The 12,021-nt window shown below is 71.8% G+C and carries 8 protein-coding genes; 7 read left to right on the top strand and 1 reads right to left on the bottom strand.

Annotated features, from left to right (window positions below):
* Positions 1-42: 42 nt before the first annotated feature.
* From acnA to WMF36_RS42575, 5 genes are all read left to right on the top strand, one after another.
* A complete protein-coding gene (gene acnA / locus WMF36_RS42595) occupies positions 43-2,796 on the top strand; it encodes an aconitate hydratase AcnA (RefSeq protein WP_437576580.1) in 2,754 nt (917 codons plus the stop codon).
* Between the two features lie 121 nt (positions 2,797-2,917).
* On the top strand, positions 2,918-4,219 hold the full coding sequence (gene serS, locus WMF36_RS42590; protein ID WP_437576579.1) for a serine--tRNA ligase: 1,302 nt from the start codon (positions 2,918-2,920) through the stop codon (positions 4,217-4,219).
* Positions 4,220-4,224: 5 nt separating this feature from the next.
* Positions 4,225-6,423 carry an ATP-binding protein gene (locus tag WMF36_RS42585; protein ID WP_437576578.1) on the top strand — a complete coding sequence of 733 codons (2,199 nt, stop codon included), beginning with the start codon at positions 4,225-4,227 and terminating at the stop codon, positions 6,421-6,423.
* Positions 6,424-6,447: 24 nt separating this feature from the next.
* Positions 6,448-7,452 carry a hypothetical protein gene (locus tag WMF36_RS42580; RefSeq protein WP_437576577.1) on the top strand — a complete coding sequence of 335 codons (1,005 nt, stop codon included), beginning with the start codon at positions 6,448-6,450 and terminating at the stop codon, positions 7,450-7,452.
* A 148-nt stretch (positions 7,453-7,600) separates the two neighbouring features.
* Positions 7,601-8,050, top strand: a complete 450-nt coding sequence (locus WMF36_RS42575) for a universal stress protein (RefSeq protein WP_437576576.1) — start codon at positions 7,601-7,603, stop codon at positions 8,048-8,050.
* Positions 8,051-8,064: 14 nt separating this feature from the next.
* Here WMF36_RS42575 and WMF36_RS42570 read toward each other — a convergent pair whose 3' ends face one another.
* On the bottom strand, positions 8,065-8,610 hold the full coding sequence (locus tag WMF36_RS42570) for a chalcone isomerase family protein (RefSeq protein WP_437576575.1): 546 nt from the start codon (positions 8,608-8,610) through the stop codon (positions 8,065-8,067).
* Positions 8,611-9,051: 441 nt separating this feature from the next.
* On the opposite strand from WMF36_RS42570, the gene WMF36_RS42565 reads away from it, so the two are divergent.
* Positions 9,052-10,542 (top strand): vWA domain-containing protein, encoded by a 1,491-nt coding sequence (locus WMF36_RS42565; protein ID WP_437576574.1) that lies wholly within the window; start codon positions 9,052-9,054, stop codon positions 10,540-10,542.
* Positions 10,543-10,794: 252 nt separating this feature from the next.
* Positions 10,795-11,991: an aminotransferase class V-fold PLP-dependent enzyme gene (locus tag WMF36_RS42560; protein ID WP_437576573.1), complete on the top strand. Its 1,197-nt coding sequence runs from the start codon at positions 10,795-10,797 to the stop codon at positions 11,989-11,991.
* The last annotated feature ends 30 nt before the right edge of the window (positions 11,992-12,021 follow it).

Below are 12,021 nucleotides of genomic sequence, written 5' to 3'. Positions count from 1 at the left end.
TCGGCGCGCCTACAAGGCGCTTCGGACGTTGGAGGAGGCCGCATGGTCGACAGCTTTGGCACGAAGAGCACGCTGACGGTTCAAGCCGATACATACACCTACTACAAGCTCACCTCGCTGGCGCAAGGCGGCGCTTCGCTCGACAAGCTCCCCTTCTCGCTCCGCATTCTCCTGGAGAACCTCCTCCGCCACGAGGACGGGCGCGTCGTGCGCAAGGAGCACGTGGAGGCCGTCCTCAACTGGGACCCGAAGGCCCGCCCCTCGCAGGAGATCGCCTTCCACCCCGCGCGCGTGCTGCTCCAGGACTTCACCGGCGTCCCCGCCGTGGTCGACCTCGCGGCCATGCGCGAGGCGATCGCGAAGCTCGGCGGCGACTCGCTCAAGATCAACCCGCTCCAGCCCGTCGACCTCGTGATCGACCACTCGGTCCAGGTCGACAAGTTTGCGTCGACGACGGCCCTGAAGGTCAACGCGGCGCTCGAGTTCGAGCGCAACGAGGAGCGCTACGCCTTCCTCCGCTGGGGGGCGCAGGCGTTCACGAACTTCCGCGTGGTGCCGCCCGACCAGGGCATCTGCCACCAGATCAACCTGGAGTACCTCGCGGGCGCCGTCATGCGGCAGGGCACGCTGGCCTACCCGGATACGCTCGTCGGCACCGATTCGCACACCACGATGATCAACGGGCTCGGCGTCGTCGGCTGGGGCGTCGGCGGCATCGAGGCCGAGGCGGCGATGCTCGGCCAGCCGCTCTCGATGCTCATCCCCGAGGTCGTGGGCTTCAAGCTCCACGGCAGCCTGCCCGAGGGCGCCACCGCGACCGATCTCGTCCTCACGGTGACGCAGATGCTGCGGCAGAGGAAGGTCGTCGGGAAATTCGTCGAGTTCTACGGTCCCGGCCTGAGCGCGCTCTCGCTCCCGGACCGCGCCACGATCGCCAACATGGCGCCCGAGTACGGCGCCACCATCGGCTTCTTCCCCGTCGACGACGAGACGATCGCCTACCTGCGCTTCACCGGTCGGCCCGCCCCGCTCGTCGCGCTCGTCGAGGCCTACTACAAGGCGCAGGGTCTGTTCCGCACGGACAGCACCCCGGACCCGGTCTTCAGCGACACGCTCTCGCTCGACCTCGGCGAGGTCGAGCCGTCGCTCGCCGGCCCGAAGCGCCCGCAGGACCGCGTCCCGCTCCGCGACGCGAAGCGCGCCTTCCGCGCCTCGCTCCAGGGCATGCTCGAGAAGGAGTTCGCCGCCGCCGACGCGACCGCCGTGAAGGCGTTCCTCGTGGAGGAGACCGGCGCCGCCGCCGCGCGCGCGCCCGCGCTCGAGAAGCTCATGCGCCCGGCGGAGATCACCGAGGGCGACACGCGCTACACGCTGCGCCACGGCTCGGTCGTGATCGCCGCGATCACGTCGTGCACCAACACCTCCAACCCGGCGGTCATGCTCGGCGCGGGCCTCCTCGCGAAGAAGGCCGTCGAGCGCGGGCTCACGGTGAAGCCGTGGGTGAAGACCTCGCTCGCCCCCGGGTCGAAGGTCGTCAGCGACTACCTGCGCCAGGCGGGGCTCCTGCCGTACCTCGAGGCGCTCGGCTTCCACCTGGTCGGCTACGGCTGCACGACGTGCATCGGCAACTCCGGGCCGCTGCCGGACGTGATCGGCGACACGGTCCGCAACAACGATCTCGTCGTGGCGAGCGTCCTCTCCGGCAACCGCAACTTCGAGGGCCGCATCAACCAGCACGTGCGGATGAACTTCCTCGCCTCGCCGCCGCTCGTCGTCGCCTACGCGCTGCGCGGCGACGTCGACGCCGACCTCTTCAAGGAGCCGGTCGGCACCGATCGCAACGGCGATCCGGTGTACCTCAAGGACATCTGGCCGAGCTCGTCCGAGGTCAACGAGGCCATCCGCACGGCGGTGCGGCCCGAGCAGTTCCAGACGCAGTACGAGAACGTGTTCGCCGGCGACGAGGAGTGGCAGAAGCTCTCGATCCCGAGCGGCCAGACGTTCGTGTGGGACGAGGCCTCGACGTACGTGCGCAGGCCGCCGTTCTTCGAGGGGCTGTCGAAGGATCCGGAGCCGCTCCACGACATCCACGGCGCGCGCGTGCTCGCGCTGCTCGGGGACTCGGTGACGACCGACCACATCTCGCCGGCCGGCAACATCGCCAAGAACAGCCCCGCCGCGAAGTACCTGGGCGAGCACGGCGTCGCGCCCGCCGACTTCAACTCGTACGGCGCCCGCCGCGGCAACCACGAGGTGATGATGCGCGGCACGTTCGCGAACATCCGCCTCAAGAACCTGCTGCGCCCGGGCGAGGAGGGCGGCATCACCATGCACCTGCCCGACGGGGAGAAGACGACGATCTACGACGCGGCCATGCGGTACAAGGCGGAGAAGGTGCCGCTGCTCGTGATCGCCGGCGCCGAGTACGGCACCGGGTCGTCGCGCGACTGGGCGGCCAAGGGGACGAAGCTGCTCGGCGTGCGCGGGGTCATCGCGAAGAGCTTCGAGCGCATCCACCGGTCGAACCTGGTCGGCATGGGCGTGCTCCCGCTGGAGTTCGCGCCGGGCGAGGACGCCGGAACGCTCGGGCTCACCGGGCGCGAGGTGTTCAAGATCGACGGCATCTCGGACAACCTCACGCCGGGCAAGAAGCTGAGCGTCGTCGCGATCGGGGAAGGCGGGAAGACGACGACGTTCACCGTCACCGCGCGCATCGATACGCCGAACGAGGTCGACTACTACCAGCACGGCGGCATCCTCCAGTTCGTGCTGCGCAGCCTGGGCGCCACGGCCTAGCGCCTGCTCACCACGCCGCTCCCCGCCCACCCGGTCCGGCGGGGAGCGGGCCCCCTCCCGAATGCGGAGCGGCGCCTCGCGGCTGCTGACGCGCGTGCTGGCTTCGGCTAGACCCTGGGGCATGCTCGATCCCCGCTACGTCGCAGATCACCTCGGTGAGGTGCGCGCGGCGCTTGCTCGTCGCTCGCCCGCCGCCGCCGCCACCCTCGGAGACGACTTCGCCTCCACGGTCAGCACGCGCCGGTCGAAGGTCCAGGAGCTCGAGCGGTGGCAGGCGGAGCGCAACGCGGCGAACGACGCGATGGCGCGCCTCGACAAGAAGTCGCCGGAGTTCGCGCAGAAGCGCGACGAGCTGAAGGGCCTGTCCGCGAGGATCAAGGAGGCCGAGCAGGTCGTCTCCGAGCTCGAGAAGGGGATGACCGAGCTGCTCTCCAGCGTCCCCAACCTGCCGGATCCGTCGGTGCCCGACGGCGCCGGAGAACAGGACAACGTGGTCGTCAGGACGTGGGGCGAGAAGCCGAGCTTCTCGTTCGCGCCGAAGTCCCACTGGGACATCGGCACGGCCCTTGGCATCCTCGACTTCGAGCGCGCGGCGAAGCTCTCGGGCGCGCGGTTCACGGTGCTGATGGGCGCGGCCGCCCGCCTCGAGCGGGCGCTCATCTCGTTCATGCTCGACCTGCACACGCGCGAGCAGGGCTACCTCGAGGTGCTGCCGCCGTTCCTCGTGAAGGACTCGGCCCTGTTCGGCACGGGCCAGCTGCCCAAGTTCGCCGAGGACCTGTTCAAGACGCAGAAGAGCGACCCGGAGCGGGCCTATGACCTCTACCTCATCCCGACGGCGGAGGTCCCGGTCACGAACCTCCACGCGGACGAGATCCTCGACGGCGCGTCGCTGCCGATCGCCTACGCGGCGTACACGCCGTGCTTCCGCAGCGAGGCGGGCAGCCACGGGCGCGACGTGCGGGGGCTCATCCGGCAGCACCAGTTCGACAAGGTCGAGCTCGTGCGGTTCTCGGCGCCGGAGGACTCGCCCCGCCAGCACGACCTGCTCACCTCGCACGCCGAGGAGGTGCTGAAGCGCCTCGGCCTCCACTACCGCGTCTCCGCGCTCTGCACCGGCGATCTCGGCTTCGGCGCGCAGAAGACGTATGACCTGGAGGTGTGGCTGCCCGGCCAGGGGGGCTACCGCGAGATCTCGAGCTGCTCGAATTTCGGCGATTTCCAGGCGCGCCGCGCCCAGATCCGCTACCGGCCGGAGCCGAAGGCGAAGCCGCGGCTGGTCCACACGATGAACGGGTCGGCGCTCGCCGTGGGGCGGACCGTGATCGCGATCCTCGAGCAGTACCAGCAGGCGGACGGGACGGTGGTCGTGCCGGAGCCGCTCCGGGCGTTCATGGGCTGCGAGGTCCTCCGCGGCAGGTAGCAGCGATGGCAGCGGACGAGGAGGCCAAGCGCGAGCTCCCGGAGTCGAGGGGCGCGCGCGATGGGGGCGAGGGCGAGCGCCGCTCGCAGGTCCCGGAGTCGAGGGGCGAGCGCCGCTCGCAGGTCCCGGAGTCGAGGGGCGAGCGCCGCTCGCAGGTCCCGGAGTCGAGGGGCGAGGGCGAGCGCCGCTCGCAGGTCCACGCGCCGCCGAGCCACGCGGAGACGTCCATGGCGCTCGCGCGCCGGCGGCTGCTCGAGCTCTGCAAGCGGCACAAGGACGAGCTGATCGACGACTGGATCGAGAACGTGCTGGCGCTGCCGCCGGAGCGCGGCCGGTACACCGACCGGCCCGTGGGCGAGGTGACGGAGAACGTGCGCTCCTGGCTCGCCGCCTTCACCAGGATCCTCGAGGACGGCAGCGAGACCCTGCTCGACGAGTTCATCACGCACCTCGTCGAGCAGCGCTACGCGACCGGGTACTCCATCAGCGGTCCGCTCATCGCCGCATCCGAGTTCCGCACCGCGGTCGCGGGCGTCCTCGACACGACGCACGACGACGGCGACGCGGACGGCACGTCCGCCATCGACGTGCTCCGCGCCGTGGACGCGCTGCTGCTCCAGTTCGAGCACCGCTTCGCCGAGGCGTACGCCCAGCGCTCGCTGTTCGCCTCCGAGGAGCGCTACCGCGAGATCGTCGAGCTCTCGTCCGACGTCCTCGCGACGATCGACCAGGAGGGGATGCTGACGCGGCTGAACGTGCGGTTCGAGGTGCTCTTCGGGCACTCGCGGCAGGCGTGGATCGGCCGGCCGATCACCGCGCTCGCGGTCGCGGCGGACGTGCCGGCGCTGCGCGCCCTCGTGATGTCCGCGTCCCGGTCCGAGGCGCCCCGGGAGGCCACCATCCGCTGCGCGACGCGCGCCGGGCTGACCAAGGTGATGACGGTCCGGATCACGCGGCTCTACGGCGAGGACGCCTCGCTCGCGCTCATGCGCGACGTCACCGAGGAGGTCGCGCGCCGCGCGCAGATCCTCCACAGCGAGAAGCTCGCCTCGATCGGCCAGGTCGCCGCGAGCGTCGCGCACGAGCTCAACAACCCCATGGCGTGGGTGATGGCGAACCTGGAGCAGATCCGGAGCGGGGCGCACAAGCTCGTCTCGGCGGCGCGCCCCGTCGCGTCGGGCTCCTACGAGGACCTGCTCCGCGCCATCGATCTCATCGACAGGTCCTGCCACGAGGCGCTCGCCGGCGTCGAGCGGATGCGCGACATCGTGACGGACCTCAACCTCTTCTCGAGCAGCAGCGAGCGCAAGCCCGAGCGGGTCGATCTCGTCGACGTGATCGAGCTCGCGCTGCGGATGACGGGGCCGCAGCTCAGCCAGCTCTGCCGCATCGAGCGCCACTACGGCGAGATGCCCCCGCTGGTCGGCTACCCGGGCAAGCTCTCGCAGGTGTTCGTGAACCTGTTCATCAACGCGGCGCAGGCGATGCCGAACCGCCCGCGCGACGAGAACATGGTGCGCGTGACGGCGCGCTTCGACGACGGGGTCCACCACGTCGAGGTGGAGGACAACGCGCGCGGCATGACCCCCGAGGTCGTCGAGCGGATCTTCGACCCGTTCTTCACGACGAAGGAGGAGAGCGCCCGCCCGGGCATCGGGCTCTGGGTGTCGCGCAACATCGTCGAGGAGCAGCAGGGCACGATGACGGTGTCGAGCACGCCCGGCATCGGCACCGTCTTCACGATCCGCCTGACCGGCCTCAACCCCGCGGATCTGCCCGCGCTGCGCCCGCCGCCGGAGCCGCCGCGCGCCTCGTCGCGCGGGACGATCCTGTTCGTCGACGACGAGCCGATGCTCCTCAACGCGTTCGCGCGCGCGTTCGAGGAGCGGCACGAGGTGCTCGTGGCGAAGAGCGGCCACGAGGCGCTCGACCTCCTGCGGGACCGCGGCGGCCGGATCGACGCGATCGTCTGCGATCTCCTGATGCCGCAGATGAGCGGGATGGCCCTCTACGACGAGATCGGCGAGCGGTTCCCGCAGCTCCAGCCGAAGATGGCCTTCATGTCGGGCGGCGCGTTCACGTCGAGCGCGCGCGAGTTCGTGGAGCGGGTGGACAACGCGAAGATCGCGAAGCCGATCTCGCTCGACGATCTGGAGCGGGTGATCGCCGATCTCCTCAGCGGCGGGCAGAAGCGGGGGCACTAGGTGGCGGGCGCGAAGGCGAGCGCGGTGCGGGAGCGAGCGAACCACGCGCGCTACCGGCCGGGGCAGCGGGAGGGCTTCTACGAGAGCTTTTTCCAGCGCGCGAACCATCCGACGCGTCCGCTCGCCTTCTGGATCCGGTACACGCTCTTCAGCCCGGCCGGGCGTCCCGAGGCCGCGGAGGGCGAGCTCTGGGCCATCTACTTCGACGGCGAGTCGGGGTGCCACGCGGTCGCCAAGCGCGAGGTCCCCTTCGCCGGGCGTTGCTCGTTCGCCCGCGACGCCCTGTCGGTCGACATCGACGGCGCCCGGCTGCGCCCTGGCAGGCTCGCCGGCGCGGCGGGCGAGGGGGAGGACGCCATCTCCTGGGACCTCGCGTACGAGGGCGGCGGGGAGCCGCTCCTGTTGCTCCCGGCGGCCCTCTACGACGCCCCGCTGCCGAAGGCGAAGGCGCTGGTCGGGGCGCCGCTGGCCGTCTACAGCGGCGTCCTCCGGGCCTCCGGGCGCGACGTGGACGTCTCGGGGTGGGTGGGCAGCCAGAACCACAACTGGGGGACGAAGCACACGGACCTCTACGCCTGGGGGCAGGTCGCCGGGTTTGACAGCCACCCGGACAGCTTTCTCGAGGTCGCCACGGCCCGCCTCAAGGTCGGGCCGTTCTGGACGCCGAGCATGACGCCGCTGGTCTTGCGGCACCGAGGCGAGGAGATCGCGCTGAGCTCGCTGGTCCAGGCGGTCCGCGCCGAGGCCTCGTTCGACTACTTCACCTGGCGTTTCCGGACCGAGACCGATCGGCTGAGCGTCGAGGGGCAGATCACCGCGCGCGCCGGCGACGTCGTGGGCCTCGCCTACAGAAACCCCCCCGGCGGCGTGAAGCACTGTCTGAACACGAAGATCGGGGCCTGCAGCGTCACCCTGCGGCGGAAGAGCCTGGGCCGCGAGGTCGGGAGCGAGACCCTGACGACGGCGCGGCGCGCGGCGTTCGAGATCCTCACGGACGACCGCGGCCACGGCGTGACGATCCGCGCCTGATCCGCGCCGGACGCTCTGGGCGGCGTGCTGCGCGCGGGCGGCCGGCCGGGTGGCGCACCGGCGTGGGCGCCGCCTGCGCGGGACTGCGCGCCCGGCGCGGAGTCGGCTAAAGAGATCCGGGAACGCTACCGCACGAAAGGCGGACGCCATGAGCCTCAAGCACCCCCGGACCCTCCTCGTCGCACTGGACAGCTCTCCCAGGGCGCCGCTCATCCTCGCCGAGGGCGTCGATCTCGCGCAGAAGCTCGGCGGCAAGCTCGTGCTCGTCCGCGGCATCGGGCTGCACCACAGCCTGCCTGCCGAGGCGCTGAACGAGTCGCCGACGCGCGTCCCCGAGATCCTGGAGCGGAGCGACCGGGCGGAGCTCGCGCAGCTCGCGCGCGACGTGCCGCCCGAGCTCCTCGCGAAGATCGTGGTCCACGTCGGCGTCGCCTGGGAGGTCATCTGCCGGACGGCCGACGAGGAGAACGCGGACCTCATCGTGATCGGGTCGCACGGCTACTCGGGCATCGACAAGGTGCTCGGGACGACGGCGGCGAAGGTCGTGAACCACACGAGCCGGTCGGTGCTCGTGGTGCGCGACAAGCCGTCCGACTGACGAGGCCTCCGGCCTCAACGGAGCTTGGCGATGAGCTCCTCGCTCAGCCTCGGCTGGTCGATCTTGCCAAACCAGATCCGCCAGGTGGCCTTCATGAAATCGATGCCGCCCACCGTCGCGGTCCCGCCGCCAGCGACCTTGACGGTGGTCGCCTTCGCGCGCGCGTCGTACTCGATGGTGACCTCCGCTCCCGTCTTGAGGTCGCCCTCGAACGCCGAGACGAACCTCGCGATCTTCGCCTGATCGGCATATCCGTTCAACGCATAGGCGTCCGTCAACGCCTTGACGGTGCTCTCGCGGTCGACGTCGCGCAGCATCGTCCAGACGAGCTTCTTCCCCGTATCCATGTCGATGACGGCCTGCGTGGACCTCGCGGCAGGGAGCTCATCCATGTAGTGGCTGATCCGGTAGACCTCGATGCTGGCCGTGCCGACGGTCCTCACGCGGACGCCGCTCCCCGTCAGCGTGTAGTCCGGTAAAGCGAAGAGGCTCGCGACAGCCAGGAAGATCGCCGCGAACGCGGCGAGAAAAGCTGGAGACTTGCTACGTGCGAGTTTCATCGGATCGACCTCCTCCTGCGTCGCCGCTCGGCGCGGCGCATCGTGTCCGGGCGCCGCGCTCCGGCGAGCGCCCCTCCATGATCGTGATCGCGATCATCAATGAGCAAATGAGCAAGACCCGGACCACCGGCGGAGGGACATTAAAAGTCGCGGCGCTCGCGAGATCTCGAGATGTGCCCTGGAGTCAGGCAGGGACGACCCATGAGGTGTGCTCGGAGGGGGCTCCGGAGGCCGGGCAGCGGACCTCGCGGCCGGGCGAGGGCCGGCGGCGGCGGCGCCGGGGCGAGCTCTCCCTGAGATCTTTTTTCGGCCAGGTCCGTAGAAGTCGCGCGCTGCGGGGGTCGAGGAGATCGCGGCGGAGGACGCGAGTCCCCCGTGGGCGGCGCCTTGGCTTGCGGCGGAAGGAGCTTCTCGATGCGGACGATGCTCGCGGGATTGCTGATGGGATTTGCGGCTCTGGGCTGCGCGGCCGGCGCGGCGACGCCTCCGGGGACGAGCGCCGCGGCCGCGGGGGTCGCGCCGGGCATGGAGGCGCGGCTGGAGGGCGCGCAGGCAGCCGCCGCGGCGCCTGGGGCGGCCGGCCCCGCCGCGGCGATGGCGGCCGAGCCCGCGGCGGCCGAGGCGTCGGCGTCCCGGTCGGAGGCGGCCCGCGAGGCGAGCCGGGGCGTCTGGATCGGCGCCGCGGGGGCGAGCGACTTCGTGCTGCCGGGGACGCGCGAGACGCAGCTCGGGGTGTGGGTCGACGTCCCGGCGGCCCGCCGCGGGGCGCGCGCGCCGGCCGCGGTCGCGCTGCTCGTCGACGCCTCCGGCTCGATGCAGGGCGCGAAGATGGACCACGCCCGCGCCGCGGCGCAGGCGTTCGTCGACCGGCTGCCCGACGGCGATGTGGTCTCGCTCGCGTCGTTCGCCGACGCCGCGCAGGAGCGCGTGGCGCCCACCGTGCTCGGCCCCGCCACGCGCCCCGCGGTGGCGCGCGCCATCGCCGCGCTCGGCCCCGAGGGCAGCACCAACCTCTTCGAGGGCCTCCGGCTCGCGGAGCGGCACGCGGCCGCGGCGCCGTCGACGCACGCCGTCCGGCGCGTGGTGCTCATCTCGGACGGCCAGGCGAACATCGGGCCCTCGTCCCCTGACCTCCTCGGCGCGCTCGCCCAGCGCGGCGCCGCCCACGGGGTGCAGATCACGTCGATCGGGGTGGGCGCCGACTACGACGAGCGCACGCTCAACGCGCTCGCCATCGGCTCCAGCGGCCGGCTGTACCACCTCACCGAGGCGCGTCAGATGTCCTCCGTCCTCGAGCGCGAGCTCGCCCTGCTCCAGACGACCGCGGCGACGGGCGCCTTCGTCGAGATCGTCCCGGCGCCCGGCGTGGAGCTGATCGGCGTCCCGAGCGAGCGCACCGACCGGTCCGGCGACACGATCCGGGTGCTCCTTGGCACGATGTTCGGCGGGCAGCACCGCGAGATGCTCGTGCGGGTGCGGGTCACCGCGCCGGCCGCCGGCTCCCACCCGCTCGCGAGCGTGCGGCTCCATTTTCGCGACCCCGAGAACGGCAACGTCCCGCGCGTGCACGAGGTGGTGGCCCGCTACGACGTGACGAGCGACGCGGCCCTGATCGCCGCGCACGAGAACGAGAGGACCCAGACCCTCGCTGCGGTGATCGAGACGGGCATGATGCAGCTCGACGCGGCCCAGGACGTGAGCTCGGGCGACTTCGGCGCGGCCGAGGCGAAGCTCGCCGCGGCGGAGGATCGGCTCCGGCAGCAGGCGGCGCGCGCGCGGTCGGCCGAGGAGAAGGCGCGCGTCGCCGACGCGGCCTCGGCGGTGTCGAGCGCGCGAAAGACCGCCCGCGCGGCCGCGGCGGCCCCGCCGGCGGCGCGGCGCATGGATGCTCTCCAGATGAACAGCGCCTCCCCGGTCTGGGCGGGCCGCTGAGCGGCGATCGAAGCGCCGCCCGCGCCCTCTCATCCATGATGGACCGTCGAGGTGTCCATCATGGATGGGTTGACCGAGCTCTGCGCAACTCTGGCGGCCGATCACGGTTGATCAATCAATCAATGTTGATTGTCCAGTACACCATGGATCTGCGTTGATACACTTCGCGTGGGCCCTCGACACGGAGGGTGGTCGCGCGCGACATTGTCCCGGGCCGTCCGACATCTCACCTCCCTGGGCACTCGACCCCCCATGAACCCCAACGCCTTCCCGGAGTCGCGCGCCGGCGCCGTGCGTGAGCTCTGGCCGCTCGACCCGGCCGTCACCTTCCTGAACCATGGCTCGTTCGGCGCCTGCCCGCGCGCGGTGCTCGAGGCGCAGCAGCGCTACCGCGACCAGCTCGAGCGCGAGCCGGTCCGCTTCTTCCTCCGCGAGCTCGAGCCGCTGCTCGACGCGGCCCGCGGGGAGCTCGCCTCGTTCGTCGGCGCCGACCCGGACGATCTCGCGTTCGTGCCCAACGCGACCGTCGGGGTCAACACGGTGCTGCGGTCGCTCTCGCTCGGTCCCGACGACGAGCTCTGCGTCACCGACCACGGGTACAACGCCTGCCGTAACGCGATCGAGGCCGTCGCGGCCCGCGCCGGGGCGCGCGTCGTGGTGGCGCCGGTGCCGTTCCCGATCGAGGCGCCCGAGCGGGTGGTCGAGGCGGTGCTCGCGCGGGTGGGGCCGCGGACGCGGCTCGTCCTGGTCGATCACGTGACGAGCCCGACCGGGCTCGTGTTCCCGGTCGCCGCGCTGTGCGCCGAGCTCGCTGGCCGCGGCGTGGACGTCCTCGTCGACGGGGCGCACGCGCCCGGCATGCTGCCGCTCGACCTCCGCGCCCTCGGGGCGGCCTATTACACAGGCAACTGCCACAAGTGGATCTGCGCGCCGAAGGGCGCGGCGTTCCTCCACGTGCGGCGGGACAAGCAGGGCTCGGTTCGCCCGCTCTGCATCAGCCACGGCGCCAACTCGCCGCGCGCTGACCGGTCGCGCTTCCTGCTCGAGTTCGACTGGACGGGCACCTGGGATCCGAGCGCGGCCCTCTGCATCGCGGACGCGATCCGCGCGATGGGAGCGCTCCTGCCCGGCGGCTGGCCCGCGCTCCGGGCGCACAACCGGGCGACGGCGCTCGCCGCGCGCGACCTGCTCTGCGGGGCGCTCGGCTGCCCGCCGCCGAGCCCCGACGCGATGATCGGCGCGCTCGCGACGGTGCCGCTCCCCGACGCACTGTCGTCGCCGCTGCGCCTCGACCCGCTCCAGGACGCGCTCCTCGAGCGGTGGGGGATCGAGGTGCCGGTGTTCGCCTGGCCCGCGTCCCCGCGGCGGTTCCTGCGGATCTCGGCGCAGATCTACAACGACAGGCCGCAGTACGAGCGGCTCGCGGCGGCGCTCTCGGCGCTGCTGTAGCGCCGCGCGAAGGAGCCTGGCCGCGTCTCG

This window comes from Sorangium sp. So ce887 (assembly GCF_051521455.1).
Lineage (GTDB): Bacteria > Myxococcota_A > Polyangia > Polyangiales > Polyangiaceae > Sorangium.
The sequence above is the reverse complement of the archived record's forward strand: the minus strand, read 5'-3'. Positions and strand labels throughout refer to the sequence as shown.

Coding starts and splice junctions, on each gene's coding strand:
- acnA (WP_437576580.1), top strand. CDS start 43: ATGGTCGACAGCTTTGGCACGAAGAGCACGCTGACGGTTCAAGCCGAT.
- serS (WP_437576579.1), top strand. CDS start 2,918: ATGCTCGATCCCCGCTACGTCGCAGATCACCTCGGTGAGGTGCGCGCG.
- WMF36_RS42585 (WP_437576578.1), top strand. CDS start 4,225: ATGGCAGCGGACGAGGAGGCCAAGCGCGAGCTCCCGGAGTCGAGGGGC.
- WMF36_RS42575 (WP_437576576.1), top strand. CDS start 7,601: ATGAGCCTCAAGCACCCCCGGACCCTCCTCGTCGCACTGGACAGCTCT.
- WMF36_RS42570 (WP_437576575.1), bottom strand. CDS start 8,610: ATGAAACTCGCACGTAGCAAGTCTCCAGCTTTTCTCGCCGCGTTCGCG.
- WMF36_RS42565 (WP_437576574.1), top strand. CDS start 9,052: ATGGGATTTGCGGCTCTGGGCTGCGCGGCCGGCGCGGCGACGCCTCCG.
- WMF36_RS42560 (WP_437576573.1), top strand. CDS start 10,795: ATGAACCCCAACGCCTTCCCGGAGTCGCGCGCCGGCGCCGTGCGTGAG.